Raw genomic sequence first — 23,584 nt, 5'->3', positions numbered from 1 at the left:
GACGTATGTTTAAACGATTGATGATGGTGGCTATGCTGGTTATTGCCCCACTTAGCGCCGCAAATGCAGCGGATCAGACTAATCCTTACAAACAGATGAATGAGGCGGCGCAGAAAACTTTTGACCGTCTGAAAAACGAGCAACCAAAAATTCGTTCTAATCCGGAATACTTGCGCGTTATCGTCGATCAGGAACTGCTGCCGTACGTTCAGGTAAAATATGCCGGAGCACTGGTACTGGGCCGTTATTACAAAGATGCTACGCCAGCGCAGCGTGACGCGTATTTCACTGCATTTCGTGAGTACCTGAAGCAAGCCTATGGCCAGGCGCTGGCAATGTATCACGGCCAGACCTATCAGATCGCCCCGGAACAACCACTGGGCGATGCGACCATCGTGCCGATCCGCGTGACCATCAACGATCCAAATGGCCGCCCTCCTGTGCGCCTGGATTTCCAGTGGCGTAAAAATTCCCAGACCGGTAACTGGCAGGCATATGACATGATCGCCGAAGGCGTCAGCATGATCACCACGAAACAGAATGAGTGGAGTGACCTGTTACGTACCAAAGGTATCGATGGCCTGACGGCGCAGCTGAAATCTATTTCTCAGCAGAAAATCACTCTGGAAGAGAAAAAATAATGACGCAGTCACTCACCTGGGCGCGTGAAGGTGACAAGCTGGTACTCAAGGGAGAACTGGATCAGGACGTGCTAAATCCGCTCTGGGATGCGCGCGTTGAAGCGATGAAAGGGGTAACCTGCATTGACCTGAGCCAGGTTTCCCGGGTTGATACCGGTGGACTGGCATTATTGCTACACCTGATTGACCAGGGCAAGCAGCAGGGAAATAGCGTTTCGCTCAGCGGTGTTAACGAAAAGGTTTACACACTGGCGCAGCTTTACAATCTGCCCGACGATGTCCTTCCCCGCCTGTAATCAATGCCGGATGGTGGCGTAAGCGCCTATCCGGCCTACATATTCACGTTGATCCTGTAGGCCTGATAAGACCCGTTAGCGTCGCCATGCGGTAATTTTGCGGTCATGATCCACCAGCCAGGCCTTTTGCTTATTTATGACAGCGCAACTTTGCTCTAAGATGTTGGGCTGTTTTCACTATCTGACGAATGAAGATCCCATGGAAAATAATGAAATTCAGAGCGTGCTGATGAATGCACTCTCCCTCCAGGAAGTCCACGTTTCTGGCGATGGCAGTCACTTTCAGGTTATTGCCGTGGGTGAGATGTTTGAAGGCATGAGCCGGGTCAAGAAGCAGCAATCAGTCTATGGCCCGTTGATGGAATACATTGCGGATAACCGCATTCATGCTGTGTCGATCAAAGCATTTACCCCAGCGGAATGGGCGCGCGATCGCAAACTTAACGGTTTTTGAGCTACGGGTGCTGCACCGGTAGCGAATATGAATTCTTAACAGAGAACAGAATAATGGATAAATTCCGTGTTCAGGGGCCAACTAAGCTCCAGGGCGAAGTCACCATTTCAGGCGCTAAAAACGCTGCACTGCCGATCCTGTTTGCGGCGTTGCTGGCAGAAGAACCTGTAGAGATCCAAAACGTCCCAAAACTGAAAGACGTTGACACCTCAATGAAGTTGCTGAGCCAGTTGGGTGCGAAAGTTGAACGCAATGGTTCCGTGCACATTGATGCTCGTGACGTAAACGTCTTCTGCGCGCCATATGACCTGGTTAAAACTATGCGTGCGTCCATCTGGGCGTTGGGGCCGCTGGTAGCCCGCTTTGGTCAGGGCCAGGTTTCACTGCCGGGTGGCTGTACTATTGGTGCGCGTCCGGTTGATCTGCACATTGCTGGCCTTGAGCAATTGGGTGCAACCATCAAGCTGGAAGAGGGGTATGTGAAAGCGTCCGTTGATGGTCGTCTGAAAGGCGCGCACATCGTGATGGACAAAGTTAGCGTCGGTGCGACGGTAACCATCATGTGTGCGGCAACGCTTGCAGAAGGTACCACCATCATCGAAAACGCCGCACGCGAACCGGAAATTGTGGATACCGCTAATTTCCTGATTGCACTGGGCGCGAAGGTAAGTGGTCAGGGTACCGATCGTATTACCATTGAGGGTGTTGAACGCCTTGGTGGCGGCGTGTATCGCGTTCTACCTGACCGTATTGAAACCGGGACCTTCCTGGTTGCAGCGGCGATTTCTCGTGGCAAAATTATCTGCCGTAACGCTCAGCCGGACACGCTGGATGCTGTTCTGGCTAAGCTGCGTGATGCGGGCGCCGATATTGAAGTTGGTGCAGACTGGATTAGTCTCGACATGCACGGTAAGCGTCCGAAAGCGGTTAACGTGCGTACTGCGCCGCATCCGGCATTCCCTACCGATATGCAGGCTCAGTTCACGCTGTTGAACCTGGTTGCGGAAGGGACTGGCTTCATCACGGAAACGGTGTTTGAAAACCGCTTTATGCACGTGCCGGAGCTGAGCCGTATGGGCGCTCACGCGGAAATCGAAAGCAATACCGTTATTTGCCACGGCGTTGAAACACTCTCTGGTGCGCAAGTTATGGCAACAGATTTACGTGCGTCAGCAAGTCTGGTACTTGCTGGATGTATTGCAGAAGGTACGACGGTTGTCGATCGTATTTATCACATCGATCGCGGCTATGAGCGCATCGAAGATAAACTGCGTGCGCTGGGCGCAAACATTGAGCGTGTGAAAGGCGAGTAATCGTTAACGCTTCTTGTCCCCCCATATCTTTGATATGGAGGGGACTGCCCGACTCACTCGAGACTCTTTTTCTCTTTGCGGGTTCTCATCATGCGCGTTCTGTCGATGAATTCATGTGTCTTTGCATCGTGATAACGCGATGGCCAAATAACCCAGGGATCCGTTCCTAGCGCGTTCGCAATAATCACTTCTCCTTTTGGCCATGGTCGTGTTAACGCATTCGCCAGTGTCGATGAGCTTAATCCGTTTTTTCGCGACTCTGCTGCCATTGACGTTCCTTTTTTGCGTAGCCCTGCGATGATGTCTGCCGGATGCCAGTCAATGAGTTTGCTTTCCATAAATCCATCACTCCTTTGGTTAACCACTTACGCTGTCACAAGAATCCTGTCTAAACACTATACGCTCAGAGAATGAATGCTCTAAAATGTTCGTGTAATGTTTGAGAATATTCAGAATATGCCAGGAGGGGCTAGCGTTGGTTCTGCCAGAGGGATAATGCAAAAGGTGTTTATTGGAACTTATAGGATTATCCCGTGCGTGGCACGGGATAATGTATGATTCAGGGGGGATTAACGGTCGCGCTGAACCGCGATATGTGCCAGGCCGATCAGGGCTTCTCTCCACGGCGTATCAGGAAGAACCTGAAGTGCGGCAATGGCCTTATCGGCTTCTTCTTCTGCACGCTGGCGAGTCCACTCCAGTGAACCGCAGGCATTCATAGCTTCAAGAACAGGCTCCAGAAGGTGACGACCATTCCCTTGCTCAATAGCCTGGCGAATCATCAGCGCCTGTTCTGGAGTACCATGACGCATGGCATGTAGCAGCGGAAGTGTAGGTTTACCCTCATTGAGGTCATCCCCGACGTTTTTACCCAACTGTTCGCCATCTGCGCTGTAATCCAGTAAATCGTCAATTAGCTGGAAAGCGGTGCCGAGATAGCGGCCATAATCCTGCAACCCTTTTTCCTGCTCAGCGCTACAACCAGCCAGAATGCCAGAACATTGGGCCGCTGCTTCAAACAGACGCGCAGTCTTGCTGTAGATAACGCGCATATAGTTTTCTTCGGTAATGTCCGGGTCGTTTACGTTCATCAACTGCAGAACTTCACCTTCGGCAATGACGTTTACCGCTTTCGACATAACCTCCAACACCTTCAGTGAACCGAGGCTGGTCATCATTTGAAAGGCGCGAGTATAGATAAAATCGCCGACCAGCACGCTGGCCGCATTACCAAATGCGGCGTTCGCCGTTGCTTTGCCTCGGCGCATATCGGATTCATCCACAACATCGTCATGAAGCAGAGTCGCGGTGTGGATAAACTCGATTAGGGCCGCGATCGTAACGTGTGCATTATCCTGATAGCCAACGGCGCGAGCAGCGAGTACGGCGATCATCGGGCGAATACGTTTTCCGCCACCGCTAACGATGTAGTACCCCAACTGATTGATCAACTGAACGTCGGAATTGAGCTGTTCAAGGATTGTTGCATTGACACCCGCCATATCTTGCGCGGTTAACTCATTGATTTTTTCTAAATTCATCGCAAAAGCCGGGCTTCTCGCCCCGATTACCTCACAGTATGACAAGGTAACGTCGGGTTTAGGGTTAGAAATATATGCTGATTGTACTGAAAAAACGCCGCAGATAAACGTTGCCGTACGTGTTGTGTTTTTTTTCTTCATGTATTGACGGTAGCACTTGTCAAAGGCTCGCGTTTTGCGTAATATTCGCGCCCTATTGTGAATATTTATAGCGCACTCTGAATCATCAAAAAGGTGTGCGCGGAAGCGGAGTTTTTTATGTACGCGGTTTTCCAAAGTGGTGGTAAACAACACCGAGTAAGCGAAGGTCAGACCGTTCGCCTGGAAAAGCTGGACATCGCAACTGGCGAATCTGTTGAGTTCGCAGAAGTTCTGATGATCGCAAACGGTGAAGAAGTCAAAATCGGCGTTCCTTTCGTTGATGGCGGCGTTATCAAAGCTGAAGTTGTTGCTCACGGTCGTGGCGAGAAAGTTAAGATTGTTAAGTTTCGTCGTCGTAAACACTATCGTAAGCAGCAGGGCCATCGTCAGTGGTTCACTGATGTGAAAATCACTGGCATCAGCGCTTAAGTTAAGGGGAGCAGATTAAATGGCACATAAAAAGGCTGGCGGCTCGACTCGTAACGGTCGCGATTCAGAAGCTAAACGTCTGGGCGTAAAACGCTTCGGCGGCGAAACAGTTTTGGCTGGTAGCATCATCGTTCGTCAACGTGGTACTAAATTCCACGCTGGCTCTAACGTTGGTTGCGGCAAAGACCACACTCTGTTTGCTAAAGCAGACGGTAAAGTGAAATTTGAAGTGAAAGGCCCGAAAAACCGTAAATTCATCAGCATTGTTGCTGAATAAGTTTTTCGCGTCCCGGTAACGGATAAAAGCCCCGCAACACGTTGCGGGGCTTTTTACATTCGACGACCGGTAAATATGCTCGTTGTACCGTCGCAATCCGGAACGAGCCCTTGCAGGGAATACGGCATGAAGCAGCAGGCAGGTATTGGTATTCTTTTGGCACTCACTACCGCAGTCTGTTGGGGTGCTTTACCAATAGCGATGAAGCAAGTGCTGGAGGTGATGGAGCCTCCTACCGTGGTGTTCTACCGTTTTTTAATGGCAAGCATTGGCCTTGGAGCTATTCTTGCGGTTAAAAAAAAGCTCCCACCTTTGCGTATTTTTCGTAAAGCGCGTTGGCTGGTACTACTGGCTATCGCCACGGGTGGACTGTTCGGTAACTTCATTCTGTTTAGTTCTTCTTTGCAATATTTGAGCCCAACGGCTTCGCAGGTTATCGGTCAACTGTCACCGGTTGGCATGATGATCGCCAGCGTCTTTATTCTGAAAGAAAAGATGCGTGGTACGCAGGTCATTGGCGCCATTATGCTTATGAGCGGGCTGGTGTTGTTTTTTAATACCAGTCTGATCGAAATTTTCACCAAGCTGACCGATTACACCTGGGGTGTGATTTTTGGTGTCGGCGCGGCGATGGTTTGGGTGAGCTATGGGGTTGCGCAAAAGGTGTTATTGCGTCGCCTGGCTTCACCGCAGATCCTGTTTTTACTGTACACTTTATGTACGATAGCGCTATTGCCCTTGGCTAAACCCGGTGTAATAGCGCAGCTTAGCGACTGGCAGCTTGCCTGTCTGGTGTTCTGCGGCCTGAATACGCTGGTAGGATACGGTGCCCTCGCGGAAGCGATGGCACGCTGGCAGGCGGCGCAGGTGAGCGCCATTATTACGCTCACGCCGCTGTTTACGCTGTTATTTTCAGATTTATTATCACTGGCCTGGCCCGATTTCTTCGCCAGACCGATGCTAAACCTTTTAGGTTATCTCGGTGCGTTTATCGTGGTTGCGGGCGCGATGTATTCCGCCATTGGTCATCGTATTTGGGGCGGTTTACGTAAGCATGAAACGGTGGTTTCGCAACCCCGCTCAGGCGAATGATTTACGGAGAGTAAAATGAAGTTTGTTGATGAAGCATCGATCCTGGTCGTTGCAGGTGATGGCGGTAATGGTTGCGTCAGCTTCCGCCGCGAAAAGTATATCCCGAAAGGCGGCCCGGATGGCGGCGATGGCGGTGATGGTGGTGACGTATGGCTGGAAGCCGACGAAAACCTGAACACGCTGATCGATTATCGCTTTGAAAAATCGTTCCGTGCGGAACGTGGTCAGAATGGCGCGAGCCGTGATTGCACCGGTAAGCGTGGTAAAGACGTCACCATCAAAGTCCCTGTAGGTACGCGCGTTATCGATCAGGGTACGGGCGAAACCATGGGTGACATGACCAAACACGGGCAACGTCTGATGGTCGCGAAAGGCGGCTGGCACGGCCTGGGTAACACCCGTTTTAAATCCTCGGTTAACCGTACTCCACGTCAGAAAACGATGGGTACACCGGGAGATAAGCGCGATCTAATGCTGGAGCTGATGCTGTTAGCGGATGTGGGTATGCTGGGCATGCCAAACGCCGGTAAATCGACGTTTATTCGTGCGGTATCTGCAGCGAAGCCGAAAGTCGCGGATTATCCGTTCACCACCCTGGTTCCTAGCCTGGGTGTTGTGCGTATGGACAACGAAAAGAGCTTTGTGGTTGCCGACATCCCGGGTTTGATTGAAGGGGCTGCTGAAGGCGCAGGTTTGGGGATCCGCTTCCTGAAACATCTGGAACGTTGTCGCGTGCTGCTGCACCTCATCGATATCGATCCAATTGACGGTTCAGATCCGGTAGAAAACGCCCGTATCATTATCGGTGAACTGGAAAAATACAGTCAGGATCTGGCTTCTAAGCCGCGTTGGTTAGTGTTTAACAAAATTGATTTGATGGACAAGACTGAAGCGGAAGAAAAAGCGAAAGCGATCGCGCAAGCGCTGGGTTGGGAAGGTAAATATTATCTGATCTCTGCCGCCAGTCAGTTGGGCGTGAAAGATCTTTGCTGGGATGTGATGACCTTCATCATTGAGAACCCGATTGTTCAGGCTGAAGAAGCGAAACAGCCGGAGAAAGTGGAGTTCATGTGGGACGATTATCACCGTCAGCAGCTCGCAGAGGTCGAAGACGAAGCGGAAGATGACTGGGATGACGACTGGGACGAAGACGACGAAGAAGGCGTTGAGTTCATCTACAAGCGTTAATTTTGTCATCCGATGAATAGCTAACGGGCCGCTTATGCGGCCCGTTTTTTTTCCGTAGGCTGGATAGGGCGTGAGCCGCTATCCGGCAAGAAATGTTCTTAGTTGTTCTGATAAATGTCTTTATACAGCCGACTCTCGAAGCGTACCAAAGGAATACGGCGGTTGCGCTGGTCTGCCGGCTCAACCGCATAGCCAGACAGGTATTGCACAAACGCCATCCGTTGCCCACTTGCCGTGGTAATGAACCCGGCGAGGTTATAAACCCCTTGTAACGAGCCTGTCTTCGCAGAGACTTTGCCATCGACGCCTGCCTGATGCAGACCAGCACGGTATTGCAGAGAGCCATCATGGCCTGCCAGCGGCAGCATCGTGATAAAGTTCAGCTCATTATCATGCTGCGCAATATATTGCAGCACCTGCATCATGGTGGCGGGCGCAATCAGGTTATGACGCGACAGTCCTGAACCATCAGCAATGATGGTGTTGCCAATATCAACACCTGCTTGCTGGCGCAGGATCTGGCGTACGGCATCGGAGCCTGCACGCCAGGTTCCCGGCACATTAAATCGTGCGTGGCCAATCATACGAAAAACGGTGTCGGCAATCATGTTGTCCGATTTTTTCAGCATAATCTTAAGCAGATCGTGCAAAGGTGCTGACTGTTTGCTGGCAACAACAGTGCCAGGCTCGTTGACCAGCGTCTGGCGCAGCAGTGTACCGCTGTAGGTTATACCTGCTTGTTTCAGCTCATCTTTGATAATGGCTCCGGCATAGCTGGCACCATCCTGAATGGCAAACGCGAGAGGCAGAGGTTCGGCGCGCTGAGGCAGACAACCAGTCAGCGTGAAGCGGTTCAGATCGCCAGGAACCACATCCAGTTCACAATATTGGGCTTCCGCAGAACCACGTGCCAGCGTGCGTACCTGACTGAACATGGTGACCGGGTAGTAAGATGCTACGCGAATAAAGGCGAGGTCGTTTGGTTTTTGTGCGCTGTAAAGCGAAACAGAGAAACAGTTACGATCGACAATTGCTGCTGCAGGCGGGGCGCTGAAACACTGCGTCATGTCGTTCCAGGGCCAGCCTGGCGCTTTATCATGGCTGGCAAAAATGGACGTATCAATAAGGACATTTCCGTCAATTTGCGTTACGCCTGCTTTTTTCAGGGTCGCCACCATATTGCGAATATCCTGGCGTTTTAGCGTCGGATCGGCACCAAATCGCGCTACTAAGTCACCTTTCAATATCCCGCCTTCCACACTGCCTTTTGTCTCAAGCGTCGTGGTAAAACGAAAGTCAGGCCCAAGCTGAATCAATGCCGCGAGGGCGGTGATAACTTTTTGGGTACTGGCGGGTAGCGCCATCTGCTGGCTATGGTAATCAATCGCGGGTGCAGGGGCCCCGACCTTCTGTACCATAAGGGCGAGGTTGGCCCCAGCAGGAAGCTGGTTGATGTACTCGTCAACATTCGCAGCCTGAACGCTGAACGCCGCTATAGTGGCAGTCAATCCAATGGTAAATCTGGAAAATCGCATAATCTCGCGCTAACAACCTGGAAACAGGCCGTCATACTACGGCGCAACGCCCCAAAAAGTAAACGATGACCCATAGGGAACTCCAGGGTAAAATGATCATCAAATAGAAAATCGTAGCTGACCTGGAGCTTTGTGCCCCGGGTCGGTATTTTTTTGCTTCTGACTCTGGCATGGCGTATGCCAGGGTGGGCTTAGCAGCCGGGGTGAAGACAAGCGCCCCCTACAGGAATGTTCAAGAGGTATAACAAATGCAAGCTATCCCGATGACCTTACGTGGTGCTGAAAAACTGCGCGAAGAGCTGGATTTTCTGAAATCTGTGCGCCGCCCTGAAATTATCGCCGCTATCGCCGATGCTCGTGAGCACGGTGATCTTAAAGAGAACGCGGAGTATCACGCGGCCCGTGAACAGCAGGGATTCTGCGAAGGGCGCATTAAAGATATCGAAGCTAAGCTGTCCAACGCGCAGGTTATCGATGTCACTAAAATGCCAAACAATGGCCGCGTCGTTTTCGGTGCAACGGTAACAGTGCTGAATCTCGATAACGACGAAGAGCAGACCTGGCGCATCGTGGGCGATGATGAAGCTGATTTTAAACAGAACCTGATTTCTGTGAATTCCCCTATCGCGCGTGGCCTGGTCGGTAAAGAGCAGGATGATGTGGTGGTTATCAAAACGCCGGGCGGTGAAGTGGAATATGAAGTGATTAAGGTAGAATACCTGTAAGAATTACCCAATACTCAAGATGTTGATGTATTGTAAAGAAAGGAAAAAGGCCGCATAGCGGCCTTTTATCAACGAAGAGAGCGTGGCATTTTGCTCTCCTGCTAGCAGAAACTCCCGCGTTTTACACAAACTTCGTGTTCAATTTTGGGATATTCTTAGCGTGGCAGCGAGATTTTACGTTCTTTAGTCGGGCGATACAGTACCAGCGTTTTGCCGATGACCTGTACATTACAGGCGCCGGTTTCGCGTACGATAGCTTCCACGATCAAGGTTTTAGTATCGCGATCTTCCGAGGCGATTTTCACCTTGATAAGTTCATGGTGCTCTAACGCTTGTTCAATCTCGGCCAGTACCCCTTCGGTCAAACCATTATTGCCAAGCATAACTACAGGCTTGAGCGGATGTGCCAGACCTTTCAGGTGCTGTTTTTGTTTAGTACTCAGATTCATCGTATATTTTTGCTTACGTTGGGATTGAAAACGGGTCATTCTACCGCCATCTCCCTTATATCGCCAAATAGCTGTGTAGAAATTTACACCATTGGTTACGATGAACTGCCCGATGGGAAAGTGAAATGACAGGTAAAAAGCGTTCTGCCAGCTCAAGCCGCTGGCTTCAGGAACACTTTAGCGATAAATATGTTCAACAGGCACAGAAAAAGGGGTTACGTTCCCGTGCCTGGTTTAAACTTGATGAAATACAGCAGAGTGACAAGATTTTTAAGCCGGGGATGACGATTGTTGACCTCGGCGCTGCACCCGGTGGCTGGTCGCAATATGCGGTTACGCAGATCGGGAACAGCGGCCGCATTATCGCTTGTGATCTTTTACCTATGGATCCAATCGTTGGTGTGGACTTCCTTCAGGGCGACTTTCGTGATGAATTAGTCCTGAAAGCGTTACTTGAGCGCGTAGGTGACAGTAAAGTACAAGTTGTCATGTCTGATATGGCGCCAAATATGTGTGGAACACCGGCGGTGGATATTCCCCGGGCCATGTATCTGGTAGAGCTGGCGCTTGGAATGGCTCGTGATGTATTAGCGCCAGGTGGTAGTTTTGTAGTGAAGGTGTTCCAGGGCGAAGGTTTCGATGAGTATCTAAGAGAGATTCGCTCCCTGTTTACGAAGGTCAAAGTTCGTAAGCCGGACTCTTCTCGCGCCCGTTCGCGTGAAGTGTACATTGTAGCGACCGGGCGTAAACCATAACCGGTAGATTTCAAACGGAAGTTTGAAAGACGCTGGATATAGAGTATCCTGACGCTGTTTTTAACACAGTTGTAATATGAGGTTAATCCCTTGAGTGACATGGCGAAAAACCTAATACTCTGGCTGGTCATTGCCGTTGTGCTGATGTCAGTATTCCAGAGCTTTGGGCCCAGCGAGTCTAATGGCCGTAAGGTTGATTACTCTACCTTCCTGCAAGAGGTCAATCAGGACCAGGTTCGTGAAGCGCGTATCAACGGACGTGAGATTAACGTTACCAAGAAAGATAGTAACCGTTACACGACCTACATCCCGGTTAACGATCCGAAGCTGCTTGATAACCTGCTGACCAAAAACGTCAAGGTTGTTGGCGAGCCGCCTGAAGAGCCGAGCCTGCTGGCTTCTATCTTCATTTCCTGGTTCCCAATGCTGCTGCTGATTGGTGTCTGGATCTTCTTTATGCGTCAGATGCAGGGCGGTGGTGGCAAAGGCGCCATGTCGTTCGGTAAGAGTAAAGCGCGCATGCTGACGGAAGATCAGATCAAAACCACTTTTGCTGACGTTGCAGGTTGTGACGAAGCGAAAGAAGAGGTGGCTGAACTGGTTGAATACCTGCGCGAACCTAGCCGTTTCCAGAAGTTGGGCGGTAAAATCCCGAAAGGCGTCCTGATGGTCGGTCCTCCGGGTACGGGTAAAACCCTGTTGGCGAAAGCCATCGCGGGTGAAGCAAAGGTTCCATTCTTCACTATTTCCGGTTCTGATTTCGTGGAAATGTTCGTGGGTGTCGGTGCATCTCGTGTGCGTGACATGTTCGAACAGGCCAAGAAAGCTGCACCGTGCATCATCTTCATCGATGAAATCGACGCCGTAGGTCGCCAGCGTGGCGCAGGTCTGGGTGGTGGTCATGATGAACGTGAGCAAACGCTGAACCAGATGCTGGTTGAGATGGATGGTTTCGAAGGTAACGAAGGTATCATCGTTATCGCGGCAACTAACCGTCCGGACGTTCTTGACCCTGCGCTGTTGCGTCCAGGCCGTTTTGACCGTCAGGTTGTTGTTGGTCTGCCGGATGTTCGTGGTCGTGAACAGATCCTGAAAGTGCATATGCGTCGCGTACCGCTGTCTCCGGACATCGATGCGGCAATCATTGCCCGTGGTACTCCTGGCTTCTCCGGTGCAGACCTGGCGAACCTGGTGAACGAAGCGGCACTGTTTGCTGCCCGTGGCAATAAGCGCGTTGTGTCGATGGTTGAATTCGAGAAAGCGAAAGACAAAATCATGATGGGTGCGGAACGTCGCTCCATGGTGATGACGGAAGCGCAGAAAGAATCCACCGCGTATCACGAAGCGGGCCACGCGATTATCGGTCGCCTGGTACCGGAACACGATCCGGTGCATAAAGTGACGATTATTCCGCGCGGTCGTGCGCTGGGTGTTACCTTCTTCCTGCCTGAAGGCGACGCAATCAGCGCCAGCCGTCAGAAACTGGAAAGCCAGATCTCTACGCTGTACGGCGGTCGTCTGGCTGAAGAGATCATCTACGGTGCAGAACATGTTTCTACCGGTGCGTCGAACGACATTAAAGTCGCGACTAACCTGGCGCGTAACATGGTGACGCAGTGGGGCTTCTCTGAAAAACTGGGTCCGTTGCTGTATGCGGAAGAAGAAGGCGAAGTGTTCCTGGGACGTTCTGTTGCGAAAGCAAAACATATGTCCGATGAAACTGCGCGCATCATCGATCAGGAAGTTAAATTGCTGATTGAACGTAACTATGACCGCGCTCGTCGTCTTCTGAACGATAACCTGGATATTCTGCACTCGATGAAAGATGCGCTCATGAAATATGAGACTATCGATGCACCACAGATTGATGACCTGATGGCTCGTCGTGATGTGCGCCCGCCAGCTGGCTGGGAAGAGTCTGGTACTTCTAACAACTCTGGCAACAATGGCACCCCGAGTGCGCCGCGTCCGACTGAAGAGCCGCGTACGCCGAATGCGGGCAACATGTCAGAGCAGTTAGGCGACAAATAAGTTATCGTTGTTGATGACCATGTTTTAATTGAAAACCCTGGGGCTTGCTCCGGGGTTTTTCTTATCTGCTTACTCAAGATTTTACCAGGGATAAAACTATGAAACTCTTTGCTCAGGGTTCTTCACTGGATCTCAGTCATCCCCACGTAATGGGAATTTTAAACGTTACGCCAGACTCCTTTTCCGATGGCGGGGCGCACAATACGCTGGTTGAAGCAGTGAAACACGCAAATCTGATGATTAACGCAGGGGCGACTATCATTGATGTGGGTGGAGAGTCCACTCGTCCAGGGGCCGCAGACGTGAGCGTGGAAGAAGAGCTGGAGCGTGTGATCCCAGTCGTTGAGGCCATTGCTCAACGTTTTGAAGTGTGGATTTCAGTAGATACTTCGAAACCGGAAGTCATTCGCGAATGTGCCAGAGTTGGCGCACATATCATTAATGACATTCGCTCGCTTTCTGAACCGGGGGCGCTGGAAGCGGCGGCGGAAACCGGATTGCCGGTTTGTCTGATGCATATGCAGGGACAGCCGAAAACTATGCAGGAAGCGCCAAAGTATGAAGATGTCTTTGTTGAGGTAAATCGTTACTTTATTGAGCAAATAGCGCGTTGTGAAAGGGCCGGAATCACAAAAGATAAATTGCTGCTCGACCCTGGATTCGGATTCGGTAAAAATCTTGCTCACAACTACACATTACTGGCACGCCTGGCAGAGTTTCATCATTTTAATCTGCCGCTGCTGGTAGGAATGTCACGAAAATCAATGGTTGGCCAGTTGCTCAATGTGGGTCCATCTGAGCGTCTGAGTGGTAGCCTCGCATGCGCGGTGATTGCCGCAATGCAGGGGGCGCAGATTATTCGTGTCCATGACGTCAAAGAAACCGTAGAAGCGATGCGTGTGGTGGAAGCCACATTGTCTGCAAAGGAAAACAAACGCTATGAGTAATCGTAAATATTTTGGCACTGATGGGATCCGCGGCCGCGTAGGTGATGCTCCAATCACCCCTGACTTCGTGCTCAAACTGGGTTGGGCGGCAGGAAAAGTGCTGGCACGTCATGGTTCTCGCAAAATCATTATCGGTAAAGATACGCGTATTTCCGGCTATATGCTGGAGTCCGCGCTGGAAGCGGGCCTGGCTGCTGCTGGTCTGTCTGCCTCTTTCACCGGCCCCATGCCAACACCTGCCGTCGCTTATCTGACTCGCGCTTTCCGCGCTGAAGCCGGAATCGTTATTTCTGCCTCGCACAACCCATTTTATGATAACGGAATTAAATTCTTCTCCACCGATGGGACCAAACTGCCAGATGCGGTTGAAGAGGCTATTGAAGCCGAGATGGAAAAAGCGATTACCTGTGTGGACTCGGCTGAACTGGGTAAAGCGACTCGTATCGTCGATGCTGCCGGTCGTTATATTGAGTTCTGCAAAGGCACATTCCCGAATGAACTGAGTCTGAATGAGTTAAAAATCGTGGTGGATTGCGCTAACGGTGCAACGTATCACATTGCCCCAAATGTACTGCGTGAACTCGGTGCTAACGTGATTGCGATTGGCTGTGAGCCGAATGGCGTTAACATCAATGAAGAAGTTGGTGCTACCGATGTCCGTGCGCTGCAGGCTCGCGTGATAGCTGAAAAAGCCGATTTGGGTATTGCGCTGGACGGTGATGGTGATCGCGTGATCATGGTTGACCATGAAGGTAACAAGGTCGATGGCGATCAAATCATGTATATCATTGCCCGTGAGGCTTTGCGTCAGGGGCAATTGCGTGGCGGTGCTGTCGGTACGCTGATGAGTAACATGGGGCTGGAACTGGCACTGAAACAGCTGGGGATCCCGTTTGCCCGTGCAAAAGTGGGTGACCGCTATGTGCTGGAAAAAATGCAGGAAAAAGGCTGGCGCATCGGGGCTGAAAACTCGGGTCACGTGATCCTGCTGGATAAAACTACCACTGGTGACGGTATTGTGGCGGGTCTGCAGGTGCTGGCAGCGATGGTTCGTAACCATATGAGTCTGCACGACCTGTGCAGTGGAATGAAAATGTTCCCGCAATTGCTGGTTAATGTTCGCTTTACTGCTGGCAGCGGCGATCCGCTGGAAAATGAAAACGTGAAAGCGGTGATGGCAGATGTTGAAGCAGCATTGGGCAGCCGTGGGCGTGTGCTGCTGCGTAAATCAGGCACTGAGCCATTAATACGAGTGATGGTGGAAGGTGAAGATGAAGCGCAGGTAACAGAGTTCGCTCACCGTATTGCGGATGCTGTGAAAGCGGTTTAACGCTTGTAAAGAATCAGCGCCGGAGTCCAGGACAGGACTCCGGCTTTTTTTTTACTGTGCTGAAAGTGCCTGTTTGCGTCGATGTTGCCAGAAGTAGCCCCCGGCCATTATTAGCACAAGAGCAGCCAACCACGGCAGAACCGCCAGCAAATGCCCTGAACGTGCAAATGTCAGCACAATCATTAACAACCATCCTCCCAGCATCGGAATTGCGGTACGTTTAACAATATCCACCGGTGATACGCCAGCGATCCCCGCAATAGCAATGATAACGCCGGCAATCGGCGATAACGTTCGACCAATGCCCGCTGATATCTGAATAGGCAGCATCATCACCGCAATGTCGCTCCCAATATGGCGACTGATATCCGGCACCATCGGTGCGAAAGAGAAAAACGCCGCGTTTCCGGAACCCATTAGTGCCGAAATTGCGAAGGTGATCAGTGTCATCAGCAAGATAATCGAAGCGGCACTGAGACCAAATTCACCGGAGAGTGACAGGAGCGCATCGACTGCGCCAATTGCTTTCAGCCCGGCAGAAAAAACTTCACCAGCGATAATCAGCGTGACGACGGTGGCAAAAACGCTGCCCATGCTGTCGAAAACTTTTTGCACGCCTGCCATTACATCACGCGCTTTTCGGTGGCGGCAATACTCGCAAATCAACGTAATGGCCAGGCTTATCAGTACGGCTGTATCCAGGGTGATTTTTAGTGAACTGAACAGCAGGTCGCTACATAACAACATCAATACCAGCGGTAGCATTGGCAGGAACAGCCATGCTATCGGTGCGTTGGTTTCTTCGGTTGATGTTAATGTTTGCATCTGCTGAGTCACATGGTCCCCACTTTCCCGGCGATCGAAAAAACGCTGAACAACGATATGGAGCAGGGCGATGAAGAGAATAACGGGTACGACGATGGGAAGCTGGTCCTGGACAAAATAGTTCACGACCTCGATACCCGCAGTTTTAGCCGCCAGCACAGAGTTGCCTGAACCGGGCCCAAACTCAACCGCGCAAGTACTGGCGATCACGGCTGCTACCGCAGCACGACTACAACCCAGACGAGTCAGTAATGGGTAAAGCGTTGCCATCAGTAGTAATCCCAGGCCCGTGGCGCTGCTGATAAACAGCGACAGGAATTGCCCCAGCAATAATGCAAGCCCAAGCAGCAGATAAGGGGAGTTCAGACGCTGTAAAGGCCGGGAAGTGACACGAACCAGTACCTGGCTTGCACCAATTGCCGACATATAGGTGGCAAAGCCGCCAATCAGCATAATTTGCAGTCCGAGACCGCCGAGGCGAACGCTCAGGGTATCGCGTATAAACTCAAAGGCATCAAAGGGGCCAAACCCGGTGCTTTTTTTCACCAGACTACTGAGCGTGGTCAGCCCGCTAAAATGTGCGATGAGCAGCAGCACAATCCCGGTCAACAGTAGCACCGATTGTGGGTGATACTTTTTCAGGATCAGGCGTCCGGCAAAAATAATGGCGACTAGCGCCAGCAATAATGACATTTTCACATCCTCACTCAAAATTGCCGTTAACCAGGCATTCACCATCACGCAGTAACGGCTTGCCAGCGGCAAACAGATGCGACAGTGAGAGATCGTTATTGAGTACGCAAATATCGGCCCGTTCTCCAGCGCAAAGCATGCCGCCGGAAATCCCCAACGATCGTGCGACGTTCGCCGTCATCATCGCGACCGCCTGAGATACTGGAATACCGACATCGATCAGGCGAGGAAGCAAATTGAGGTTACCTGCTACCGGGGCTGCACTTAATCCTTCAACAATTCCTTGAGCGTTAAAGCGTGGCACACTGCCGTTGCCGTCAGAGCTAATGGTAATGCGATCGGCTGGAACCTGAGCTTCCAGTGCGTGGAGAATAGCTTCTTCCTGAGGCATAAATCGACTACCGCCAGACGTCACGTCAATATGGCCACCGCGACGCGCGAAATTGGTAGCCTGTTCGAACAACGCCTCTGTTCTTGCAACATGGGTTGGCGAAATATGGTGGATCGGGATCCCTGCATCACAAAGCTCCACAAGTTGCGACATTCCTTCCGGCAGGTTGCCGAGGTGGACATGCAGTAACCCTTTTTTACCTGCCAGCAGTGAGGCGACCCGGATATCGCTGACTATTCTCAACAACTCCTGGAAAGAGGGATATGAGCCACGGTGATCGGCAAGAGCGATTTTCACACCGAGAATTGCCGGGATAAATGCCATATCATCGCGAATGGATTGCGTAATCGTCGGGCTGGGTACCGCATAGGCTCCGGTATGCATAAACGCACGTAGTCCCTCCAGGTTAAGAGACTGCATTTTTGCGTAGAGATCTTTGGGGGAACGAGAGATAGCATCGGTGCCAAGCACACCGACGACCGTTGTAATACCGGCCAGAATCAGATCGCGCAATTTGACGGCAGGTGTTCGGCTGGCAAACCCTGCTTCACCACCACCGCCGGTAAGATGGACGTGCTGATCGATAATACCAGGGATAACCCACTTACCCCGGCAATCGATGACGTCTTTGACGCCATCAAAGAGTGAAATATCTTTTTCTACTGCCACAATACGATCGGCATGTATGAGCAGGGAGCAGAGGCCTAAATCTTCAGGGGAAAATACACGGGCATTGGTCAGTAAAGTAAACATATCAGTCCTGTCAAACGTCAAGGGGAAGGAGACTCGGCAGGTGAAACAGAATATTGTTGTTATGATGTCCACATTAAAGCCATTACTATAACTGTGACTATTTCCGATTTGTTATCGGTGGATACTGTTATGGCATGACGGAGAGTTTGACGTGGATTGTAAGTGGTTAGAAGATTTTCTGGCTTTAAGTCAGCATGGGAATTACTCCCAGGCCGCTACACAGCGGCATATCACTCAACCAGCACTAAGCCGGCGTATTAAGGCGCTGGAGGAGGTGCTGGGTGTCCCGCTGTTCGATCGCACCACGACTCCCGTTACGTTGACCTCCTATGGCGAGCGTTTTGAACCTTATGCCCGGCATGTTCTGAGTACATTGACGGAAGCTCGCCATGAGCTGTCCGCAATGATGCCAGCAACAGATAACACGCTGGTAATGGTCAGTTTGCATACGTTGTCGGTGAATATCCTGCCTGACATGATCAACTATCTGCGACAAAGCGAACCACAATTAAATTTTACGGTAAATGCCTGCATTCAGGGGATTGATAACCACTTTAATGCTTTGATAAACCGCCAAATTGATCTACTGGTAACCTATGATTTGCCCTCGTCGCAGCCGGGGCTGGAGATTGCCGGAGGGTTAAAACGATCCTTGTGGCGGTATGAGCGTTTTATCCCGGTAATTTCTGCACAGCTGGCGGACAGTCTTGATGATCCAGGCGTACAGATCCCTTGGCTATGCTACAGCGACTACACCTTTGTCAGGCGTATTATTGACCCGTTAGAACAGTGTGTGCGACCACGGTTGAAAAAGGTGTTTGAGAGTGGTTTAAGCGAAACGATACGAGAAATGGTGCTGCGCCATATGGGGATGGCATGGTTACCGGAATCGATGGTGGCTGAGGAGTTGGTGAATCAGGATATTATCCACTGTTGGCCAGAGAATTCAGAGCTGATAAGTGAAATCCCGGTTGTTGTCTGGGCTAATCTTGAGGATCAGCGGTCAGTTATGCAGAGATGCTGGGATAAGTTGCTGCGTTTTTGATTGATATGGCGATTTTTTCCGCAGTTGATACAATGCAAACAAATTGCCCTTGCGAAGGTTATTCGCTTTGGTTAGTATTCACACCCGCTTCAGTGGGAAACAGTATAACGGTCCCGCTTTATTGGTCGAAGCATTGGTACGCGGCAACTCCGCAAGGAACAGGTTGATTATGCACGAAGCTCTTTTAGTAGTTTTCCTTATTGTGGCAATTGGCCTGGTTGGCTTGATCATGCTGCAGCAAGGTAAAGGCGCTGATATGGGAGCCTCTTTTGGCGCAGGCGCTTCTGGTACACTGTTTGGTTCAAGTGGTTCTGGTAACTTCATGACCCGAATGACAGCTGTATTGGGAACCTTGTTCTTCATCATCAGTCTGGTGCTGGGTAACATGAACAGCAATAAGACCAATAAAGGAAGTGAGTGGGAAAATCTGAGTGCACCGGCGAAAACCGAGCAAACTCAGCCAACTGCTCCGGCTCAGCCGACCAGCGATATCCCACGCTAAGATTTCAGTGCCGAGGTGGTGGAATTGGTAGACACGCTACCTTGAGGTGGTAGTGCCCAATAGGGCTTACGGGTTCAAGTCCCGTCCTCGGTACCAAATTCCAAAGAAAATGGACGCTAATTAGCGTCCATTTTTGCATTTGAAGTTTGTGTAAACACAGGTTTCCTCTCTAAAGAAGGGCGGTGAAGTCTTTATCCAGCCTGCATGATACTCACTTTAAATTCAGCGCATAAAAAAGCCGCTTGCGCGGCTTTTGTCATTTTTGTAACGCGATTACTTCGCTTTGTTTTCCAGATTCTCTACCTGTGGCAGGCCAGTTGCGGAAGATGCAGTCAGCAAACCAGACTGGGCGTAGCCGAACAGTTTCTCGCGGGTATCGGTGATGTCCAGGTTACGCATGGTCAGTTGTCCAATACGATCGTCCGGTGAGAACACTGAATCACCTTTTTCCATGGTCAGACGTTCTGGTTTGTAGGTCAGATTGTCGGATACAGTATTGAGAATCGAATAATCGTTACCGCAACGCAGCTCCAGCGTCACTTCGCCGGTGATCTGGCTTGCTACCCAACGTTGTAAACCATCACGAAGCATCAGCGCCTGAGAGTCGAACCAGCGGCCCTGATACAGCAGACGGCCAAGCTGGCGACCGTGAGCGTGGTATTGTTCAATGGTATCTTCGTTATGAATACCAGTCAGCAGACGCTCGTAAGCGATATGCAGAAGCGCCATTCCCGGGGCTTCATAGATGCCACGGCTTTTCGCCTCGATAATACGGTTTTCAATTTGATCGCTCATGCCCAAACCGTGACGGCCACCGATGCGGTTGGCTTCCAGCATCATCTCTACGTCGTCGCTGAAGGTTTTGCCGTTCAGTGCAACCGGATGCCCCTGCTCAAAACGGACGGTCACTTCTTCAGCCGGGATCTTCACACTTTCATCCCAGAACTTGACGCCCATAATTGGGTTGACGATTTTGACGCTGGAGTTCAGGAATTCCAGATCTTTCGCTTCGTGGGTCGCGCCGAGCATATTCGAGTCAGTGGAATAGGCTTTTTCGACAGACATTTTGTAGTCGAAACCACAGGCGATCATAAATTCGGACATCTCATGGCGACCGCCGAGTTCGTCGATGAAATCGGTATCCAGCCACGGTTTGTAGATCTGCAGTTCCGCGTTGGTCAACAACCCGTAACGATAGAAACGCTCAATGTCGTTTCCTTTATAGGTGCTGCCGTCGCCCCAGATATTCACACCATCTTCTTTCATGGCGGCTACCAGCATAGTACCGGTCACGGCACGACCCAGTGGAGTGGTGTTGAAGTAGGTCAGTCCACCCGTGGTGTTGTGGAATGCACCACACTGAATTGCGGCGATCCCCTCAGCAACCAACTGCTTACGGCAATCTACCAGGCGAGCATTCTCAGCACCATACTCCATTGCACGGCGAGGAATGGCGTCATAGTCATCCTCATCCGGCTGGCCCAAATTCGCAGTATATGCATATGGGACAGCCCCTTTTTGTCGCATCCACAGCAGTGCTGCACTGGTGTCCAGGCCGCCAGAAAAAGCGATACCAATACGTTGACCTACCGGGAGATGCTTGAGAATCGTCGTCATAAAATAAAACCCTGCTTGATAGACTGGTGAAGAGGTCGGTTTTTTATGTTAATTGCATTTTTATGCAAAATAAGTGAGTTTTCATTTAATCATCTTTTAAGGATGACAGGAAGAGTTTAGTGATAATTTCGTTAAATAACGGCGTAGGCGGCGATTTTATTGCTATTGCTTTTTGTTTATTATGCATCTGTCAGCATTCATCCATTTGCATAGTTGTATCAAGGTTGACATAACGTATAAAGAATCAATATACTGTGCGCAGATTTTACGTCCCGTCCTCGGTACCAAATCCCAGCAGTATTTGCATTTTTTACCCAAAACGAGTAAAATTTGCCACGTTTCAGGCGCGGGGTGGAGCAGCCTGGTAGCTCGTCGGGCTCATAACCCGAAGGTCGTCGGTTCAAATCCGGCCCCCGCAACCACTTTCCCTTAGAGTTCTTTTTCAAATATACTGTGAAGACTTAAGCCTTCGTAGCTGGATTTGAAAAAAATTCTTTCGGAAGGTTCTCCGAACCGCAGGTGCGGTTATAGGGTTCAGTTATCTAAAGCCCCGATTTATCGGGGTTTTTTGTTATCTGACTACAGAATAACTGGGCTTTAGGCCCTTTTTTTATGTCTTGGGGGTGGGCTTGTCCACATTAGAGCAAAAATTAACAGAGATGATTAAAGCGCCAGTTGAAGCCTTGGGGTACGAGCTGGTCGGCATCGAATTTATTCGCGGTCGCACATCCACACTGCGCATCTATATTGATAGTGAAGATGGCATCAATGTTGATGATTGTGCTGATGTGAGCCACCAGGTAAGTGCTGTGATGGATGTCGAAGATCCGATCACTGTAGCTTATAACCTGGAAGTCTCCTCACCGGGTCTCGACCGTCCTATGTTCACGGCTGAACACTACGTGCGTTTCCTGGGTGAAGAAGTCACGCTGGTTCTTCGTATGGCGGTGCAAAACCGTCGTAAATGGCAGGGCGTTATCAAAGCGGTGGATGGTGAAATGATCACTGTCACAGTCGAAGGTAAAGATGAAGTGTTCGCGCTGAGTAATATCCAGAAGGCGAACCTGGTTCCCCACTTTTAACAGTCTGGATTGAGGTGAAAAGCCCGCGATGAACAAAGAAATTTTGGCTGTTGTTGAAGCCGTATCCAACGAAAAAGCGCTGCCACGCGAGAAAATTTTTGAAGCGCTGGAAAGTGCGCTGGCTACAGCAACAAAGAAAAAATATGAACAAGAGATCGACGTTCGCGTAGAGATCGATCGTAAAAGCGGTGACTTCGATACCTTCCGCCGTTGGGTAATTGTGGAAGAAGTCACTCAGCCAACCAAAGAAATTACGCTGGAAGCTGCACGTTACGAAGACGAAAGTCTGAACGTGGGTGAATATGTTGAAGATCAGATTGAATCTGTAACCTTTGACCGTATCACTACCCAGACCGCGAAACAGGTTATCGTGCAGAAAGTACGTGAAGCTGAACGTGCGATGGTTGTTGATCAATTCCGTGAACACGAAGGCGAAATCGTCACCGGTGTGGTGAAGAAAGTAAACCGCGACAACATCTCTCTGGACCTCGGCAGTAACGCTGAAGCTGTGATCCTGCGTGAAGACATGCTGCCGCGTGAAAACTTCCGCCCGGGAGACCGTATTCGTGGCGTTCTGTATTCTGTCCGCCCGGAAGCGCGTGGTGCGCAACTGTTTGTTACGCGTTCCAAGCCGGAAATGCTGATTGAACTGTTCCGCATTGAAGTGCCAGAAATTGGCGAAGAAGTGATCGAAATTAAAGCGGCAGCTCGCGATCCGGGTTCTCGTGCGAAAATCGCGGTGAAAACCAACGATAAGCGCATTGATCCGGTTGGTGCTTGTGTGGGTATGCGCGGTGCGCGTGTTCAGGCGGTTTCTACCGAACTGGGTGGCGAGCGTATCGATATCGTCCTGTGGGATGATAACCCGGCACAGTTCGTGATCAACGCAATGGCGCCAGCAGACGTCGCTTCTATCGTGGTGGATGAAGATAAACACACCATGGATATCGCGGTTGAAGCCGGTAACCTGGCTCAGGCGATTGGACGTAATGGTCAGAACGTCCGCCTGGCTTCACAACTGAGCGGTTGGGAACTCAACGTCATGACCGTTGATGACCTGCAGGCTAAGCATCAGGCTGAAGCGCATGCAGCCATTGATACCTTCACCAAGTATCTCGATATTGATGAAGATTTCGCGACGGTTCTGGTGGAAGAAGGTTTTGCTACGCTGGAAGAGTTGGCCTATGTGCCAATGAAAGAACTGCTGGAAATTGACGGCCTTGATGAGCAGACCGTTGAAGCGCTGCGCGAGCGTGCTAAAAACGCACTGACCACTCTGGCACTGGCCCAGGAAGAAAGCCTCGGTGATAACAAACCGGCTGACGATCTGCTGAATCTGGAAGGATTAGATCGCGAAATGGCATTCAAACTGGCTGCCCGTGGTGTTTGTACGCTGGAAGATCTCGCTGAACAGGGCATTGATGATCTGGCTGATATCGAAGGGTTGACCGACGAAAAAGCCGGTGAGCTGATTATGGCTGCCCGTAATATTTGCTGGTTCGGCGACGAAGCGTAATAAACTGTAGCAGGAA

General features: G+C 50.7%; 24 protein-coding genes and 2 tRNA genes. 19 read left to right on the top strand and 7 right to left on the bottom strand.

Annotation, left to right across the window (positions count from 1 at the left end; genetic code table 11):
- Window positions 1–5 precede the first annotated feature (5 nt).
- The 4 genes from mlaC to murA all read left to right on the top strand — a co-directional run bounded on the left by mlaC (window position 6) and on the right by murA (window position 2,704).
- A complete protein-coding gene (gene mlaC, locus OGX98_RS11860; RefSeq protein WP_045448067.1) occupies window positions 6–641 on the top strand; it encodes a phospholipid-binding protein MlaC in 636 nt (211 codons plus the stop codon).
- Window positions 641–937 (top strand): lipid asymmetry maintenance protein MlaB, encoded by a 297-nt coding sequence (gene mlaB, locus OGX98_RS11855; RefSeq protein ID WP_048220482.1) that lies wholly within the window; start codon window positions 641–643, stop codon window positions 935–937. Before mlaC ends, mlaB begins: the two co-directional genes overlap by 1 nt.
- A gap of 199 nt (window positions 938–1,136) precedes the next feature.
- Window positions 1,137–1,391 (top strand): BolA family iron metabolism protein IbaG, encoded by a 255-nt coding sequence (gene ibaG / locus OGX98_RS11850; RefSeq protein WP_003025040.1) that lies wholly within the window; start codon window positions 1,137–1,139, stop codon window positions 1,389–1,391.
- A 53-nt stretch (window positions 1,392–1,444) separates the two neighbouring features.
- Complete coding sequence (murA, locus tag OGX98_RS11845; protein ID WP_286595328.1) at window positions 1,445–2,704, top strand: UDP-N-acetylglucosamine 1-carboxyvinyltransferase; 1,260 nt, start codon at window positions 1,445–1,447, stop codon at window positions 2,702–2,704.
- A gap of 53 nt (window positions 2,705–2,757) precedes the next feature.
- On the opposite strand, the gene sfsB is transcribed toward murA, so the two are convergent.
- Both sfsB and ispB read right to left on the bottom strand, forming a co-directional pair.
- The gene (gene sfsB / locus OGX98_RS11840) at window positions 2,758–3,042 is read right to left on the bottom strand and encodes a DNA-binding transcriptional regulator SfsB (protein WP_045448058.1); all 285 of its coding nucleotides are present in this window, start codon (window positions 3,040–3,042) and stop codon (window positions 2,758–2,760) included.
- Between the two features lie 231 nt (window positions 3,043–3,273).
- Window positions 3,274–4,245, bottom strand: coding sequence for an octaprenyl diphosphate synthase (ispB, locus tag OGX98_RS11835; RefSeq protein WP_045448055.1), 972 nt, complete (start codon window positions 4,243–4,245; stop codon window positions 3,274–3,276).
- A 258-nt stretch (window positions 4,246–4,503) separates the two neighbouring features.
- Between ispB and rplU the strand changes: the two genes are divergently transcribed.
- From rplU to cgtA, 4 genes are all read left to right on the top strand, one after another.
- Entirely contained in the window at window positions 4,504–4,815 is a 312-nt protein-coding gene (rplU, locus tag OGX98_RS11830) for a 50S ribosomal protein L21 (protein ID WP_003025032.1), read from the top strand.
- Between the two features lie 19 nt (window positions 4,816–4,834).
- Complete coding sequence (gene rpmA / locus OGX98_RS11825) at window positions 4,835–5,092, top strand: 50S ribosomal protein L27 (RefSeq protein WP_003025030.1); 258 nt, start codon at window positions 4,835–4,837, stop codon at window positions 5,090–5,092.
- Between the two features lie 126 nt (window positions 5,093–5,218).
- A complete protein-coding gene (locus OGX98_RS11820) occupies window positions 5,219–6,184 on the top strand; it encodes a DMT family transporter (RefSeq protein ID WP_286595326.1) in 966 nt (321 codons plus the stop codon).
- 15 nt (window positions 6,185–6,199) lie between these two features.
- A complete protein-coding gene (cgtA, locus tag OGX98_RS11815) occupies window positions 6,200–7,372 on the top strand; it encodes an Obg family GTPase CgtA (protein ID WP_045448051.1) in 1,173 nt (390 codons plus the stop codon).
- A gap of 98 nt (window positions 7,373–7,470) precedes the next feature.
- Here the strand turns inward: cgtA and dacB are convergent, their stop codons facing one another.
- Window positions 7,471–8,907 carry a serine-type D-Ala-D-Ala carboxypeptidase gene (gene dacB, locus OGX98_RS11810; RefSeq protein WP_225761415.1) on the bottom strand — a complete coding sequence of 479 codons (1,437 nt, stop codon included), beginning with the start codon at window positions 8,905–8,907 and terminating at the stop codon, window positions 7,471–7,473.
- 248 nt (window positions 8,908–9,155) lie between these two features.
- Here dacB and greA point away from each other — a divergent pair, with 248 nt between their 5' ends.
- Window positions 9,156–9,632, top strand: coding sequence for a transcription elongation factor GreA (gene greA, locus OGX98_RS11805; protein ID WP_045448047.1), 477 nt, complete (start codon window positions 9,156–9,158; stop codon window positions 9,630–9,632).
- A gap of 155 nt (window positions 9,633–9,787) precedes the next feature.
- Here greA and yhbY read toward each other — a convergent pair whose 3' ends face one another.
- Window positions 9,788–10,081: a ribosome assembly RNA-binding protein YhbY gene (gene yhbY, locus OGX98_RS11800; RefSeq protein WP_003025016.1), complete on the bottom strand. Its 294-nt coding sequence runs from the start codon at window positions 10,079–10,081 to the stop codon at window positions 9,788–9,790.
- A 125-nt stretch (window positions 10,082–10,206) separates the two neighbouring features.
- On the opposite strand from yhbY, the gene rlmE reads away from it, so the two are divergent.
- From rlmE to glmM, 4 genes are all read left to right on the top strand, one after another.
- The gene (rlmE, locus tag OGX98_RS11795; RefSeq protein ID WP_004106110.1) at window positions 10,207–10,836 is read left to right on the top strand and encodes a 23S rRNA (uridine(2552)-2'-O)-methyltransferase RlmE; all 630 of its coding nucleotides are present in this window, start codon (window positions 10,207–10,209) and stop codon (window positions 10,834–10,836) included.
- Between the two features lie 99 nt (window positions 10,837–10,935).
- Window positions 10,936–12,867, top strand: coding sequence for an ATP-dependent zinc metalloprotease FtsH (ftsH, locus tag OGX98_RS11790; RefSeq protein WP_045448044.1), 1,932 nt, complete (start codon window positions 10,936–10,938; stop codon window positions 12,865–12,867).
- 98 nt (window positions 12,868–12,965) lie between these two features.
- The gene (folP, locus tag OGX98_RS11785) at window positions 12,966–13,814 is read left to right on the top strand and encodes a dihydropteroate synthase (RefSeq protein ID WP_045448041.1); all 849 of its coding nucleotides are present in this window, start codon (window positions 12,966–12,968) and stop codon (window positions 13,812–13,814) included.
- Window positions 13,807–15,144 (top strand): phosphoglucosamine mutase, encoded by a 1,338-nt coding sequence (glmM, locus tag OGX98_RS11780; RefSeq protein ID WP_048220486.1) that lies wholly within the window; start codon window positions 13,807–13,809, stop codon window positions 15,142–15,144. Before folP ends, glmM begins: the two co-directional genes overlap by 8 nt.
- A gap of 51 nt (window positions 15,145–15,195) precedes the next feature.
- Here the strand turns inward: glmM and dcuC are convergent, their stop codons facing one another.
- Both dcuC and iadA read right to left on the bottom strand, forming a co-directional pair.
- Window positions 15,196–16,662: a C4-dicarboxylate transporter DcuC gene (gene dcuC, locus OGX98_RS11775; RefSeq protein ID WP_286595324.1), complete on the bottom strand. Its 1,467-nt coding sequence runs from the start codon at window positions 16,660–16,662 to the stop codon at window positions 15,196–15,198.
- A 10-nt stretch (window positions 16,663–16,672) separates the two neighbouring features.
- The gene (gene iadA / locus OGX98_RS11770) at window positions 16,673–17,806 is read right to left on the bottom strand and encodes a beta-aspartyl-peptidase (protein WP_286595323.1); all 1,134 of its coding nucleotides are present in this window, start codon (window positions 17,804–17,806) and stop codon (window positions 16,673–16,675) included.
- A 151-nt stretch (window positions 17,807–17,957) separates the two neighbouring features.
- Between iadA and OGX98_RS11765 the strand changes: the two genes are divergently transcribed.
- The 3 genes from OGX98_RS11765 (at window position 17,958) to OGX98_RS11755 (ending at window position 19,449) form a co-directional block, all read left to right on the top strand.
- Entirely contained in the window at window positions 17,958–18,851 is an 894-nt protein-coding gene (locus OGX98_RS11765) for a LysR family transcriptional regulator (RefSeq protein WP_286595322.1), read from the top strand.
- Window positions 18,852–19,020: 169 nt separating this feature from the next.
- Window positions 19,021–19,353 carry a preprotein translocase subunit SecG gene (gene secG, locus OGX98_RS11760; protein WP_133087022.1) on the top strand — a complete coding sequence of 111 codons (333 nt, stop codon included), beginning with the start codon at window positions 19,021–19,023 and terminating at the stop codon, window positions 19,351–19,353.
- Between the two features lie 9 nt (window positions 19,354–19,362).
- Window positions 19,363–19,449: transfer RNA gene (locus OGX98_RS11755), tRNA-Leu, on the top strand.
- A 177-nt stretch (window positions 19,450–19,626) separates the two neighbouring features.
- On the opposite strand, the gene argG is transcribed toward OGX98_RS11755, so the two are convergent.
- Entirely contained in the window at window positions 19,627–20,970 is a 1,344-nt protein-coding gene (argG, locus tag OGX98_RS11750) for an argininosuccinate synthase (RefSeq protein WP_286595321.1), read from the bottom strand.
- A gap of 345 nt (window positions 20,971–21,315) precedes the next feature.
- Here argG and OGX98_RS11745 point away from each other — a divergent pair.
- The 3 genes from OGX98_RS11745 to nusA all read left to right on the top strand — a co-directional run bounded on the left by OGX98_RS11745 (window position 21,316) and on the right by nusA (window position 23,568).
- A tRNA-Met gene (locus OGX98_RS11745) sits at window positions 21,316–21,392 on the top strand.
- Window positions 21,393–21,599: 207 nt separating this feature from the next.
- Window positions 21,600–22,052 (top strand): ribosome maturation factor RimP, encoded by a 453-nt coding sequence (gene rimP / locus OGX98_RS11740; protein ID WP_045449801.1) that lies wholly within the window; start codon window positions 21,600–21,602, stop codon window positions 22,050–22,052.
- 28 nt (window positions 22,053–22,080) lie between these two features.
- Complete coding sequence (gene nusA, locus OGX98_RS11735) at window positions 22,081–23,568, top strand: transcription termination factor NusA (protein ID WP_045448026.1); 1,488 nt, start codon at window positions 22,081–22,083, stop codon at window positions 23,566–23,568.
- Window positions 23,569–23,584: the final 16 nt, after the last annotated feature.

Source organism: Citrobacter sp. Cm046 (genome assembly GCF_030333065.1).
Taxonomy (GTDB): Bacteria; Pseudomonadota; Gammaproteobacteria; order Enterobacterales; family Enterobacteriaceae; genus Citrobacter; species Citrobacter murliniae.
Note: the sequence above shows the minus strand (reverse complement) of the source record. Positions and strands in the feature narration are given on the sequence as shown.

Coding starts and splice junctions, on each gene's coding strand:
- mlaC (WP_045448067.1), top strand. CDS start 6: ATGTTTAAACGATTGATGATGGTGGCTATGCTGGTTATTGCCCCACTT.
- argG (WP_286595321.1), bottom strand. CDS start 20,970: ATGACGACGATTCTCAAGCATCTCCCGGTAGGTCAACGTATTGGTATC.
- greA (WP_045448047.1), top strand. CDS start 9,156: ATGCAAGCTATCCCGATGACCTTACGTGGTGCTGAAAAACTGCGCGAA.
- murA (WP_286595328.1), top strand. CDS start 1,445: ATGGATAAATTCCGTGTTCAGGGGCCAACTAAGCTCCAGGGCGAAGTC.
- cgtA (WP_045448051.1), top strand. CDS start 6,200: ATGAAGTTTGTTGATGAAGCATCGATCCTGGTCGTTGCAGGTGATGGC.
- nusA (WP_045448026.1), top strand. CDS start 22,081: ATGAACAAAGAAATTTTGGCTGTTGTTGAAGCCGTATCCAACGAAAAA.
- glmM (WP_048220486.1), top strand. CDS start 13,807: ATGAGTAATCGTAAATATTTTGGCACTGATGGGATCCGCGGCCGCGTA.
- sfsB (WP_045448058.1), bottom strand. CDS start 3,042: ATGGAAAGCAAACTCATTGACTGGCATCCGGCAGACATCATCGCAGGG.
- ftsH (WP_045448044.1), top strand. CDS start 10,936: ATGGCGAAAAACCTAATACTCTGGCTGGTCATTGCCGTTGTGCTGATG.
- rlmE (WP_004106110.1), top strand. CDS start 10,207: ATGACAGGTAAAAAGCGTTCTGCCAGCTCAAGCCGCTGGCTTCAGGAA.
- iadA (WP_286595323.1), bottom strand. CDS start 17,806: ATGTTTACTTTACTGACCAATGCCCGTGTATTTTCCCCTGAAGATTTA.
- dcuC (WP_286595324.1), bottom strand. CDS start 16,662: ATGTCATTATTGCTGGCGCTAGTCGCCATTATTTTTGCCGGACGCCTG.
- rplU (WP_003025032.1), top strand. CDS start 4,504: ATGTACGCGGTTTTCCAAAGTGGTGGTAAACAACACCGAGTAAGCGAA.
- rpmA (WP_003025030.1), top strand. CDS start 4,835: ATGGCACATAAAAAGGCTGGCGGCTCGACTCGTAACGGTCGCGATTCA.
- OGX98_RS11820 (WP_286595326.1), top strand. CDS start 5,219: ATGAAGCAGCAGGCAGGTATTGGTATTCTTTTGGCACTCACTACCGCA.
- ispB (WP_045448055.1), bottom strand. CDS start 4,245: ATGAATTTAGAAAAAATCAATGAGTTAACCGCGCAAGATATGGCGGGT.
- secG (WP_133087022.1), top strand. CDS start 19,021: ATGCACGAAGCTCTTTTAGTAGTTTTCCTTATTGTGGCAATTGGCCTG.
- folP (WP_045448041.1), top strand. CDS start 12,966: ATGAAACTCTTTGCTCAGGGTTCTTCACTGGATCTCAGTCATCCCCAC.
- mlaB (WP_048220482.1), top strand. CDS start 641: ATGACGCAGTCACTCACCTGGGCGCGTGAAGGTGACAAGCTGGTACTC.
- yhbY (WP_003025016.1), bottom strand. CDS start 10,081: ATGAATCTGAGTACTAAACAAAAACAGCACCTGAAAGGTCTGGCACAT.
- ibaG (WP_003025040.1), top strand. CDS start 1,137: ATGGAAAATAATGAAATTCAGAGCGTGCTGATGAATGCACTCTCCCTC.
- dacB (WP_225761415.1), bottom strand. CDS start 8,907: ATGCGATTTTCCAGATTTACCATTGGATTGACTGCCACTATAGCGGCG.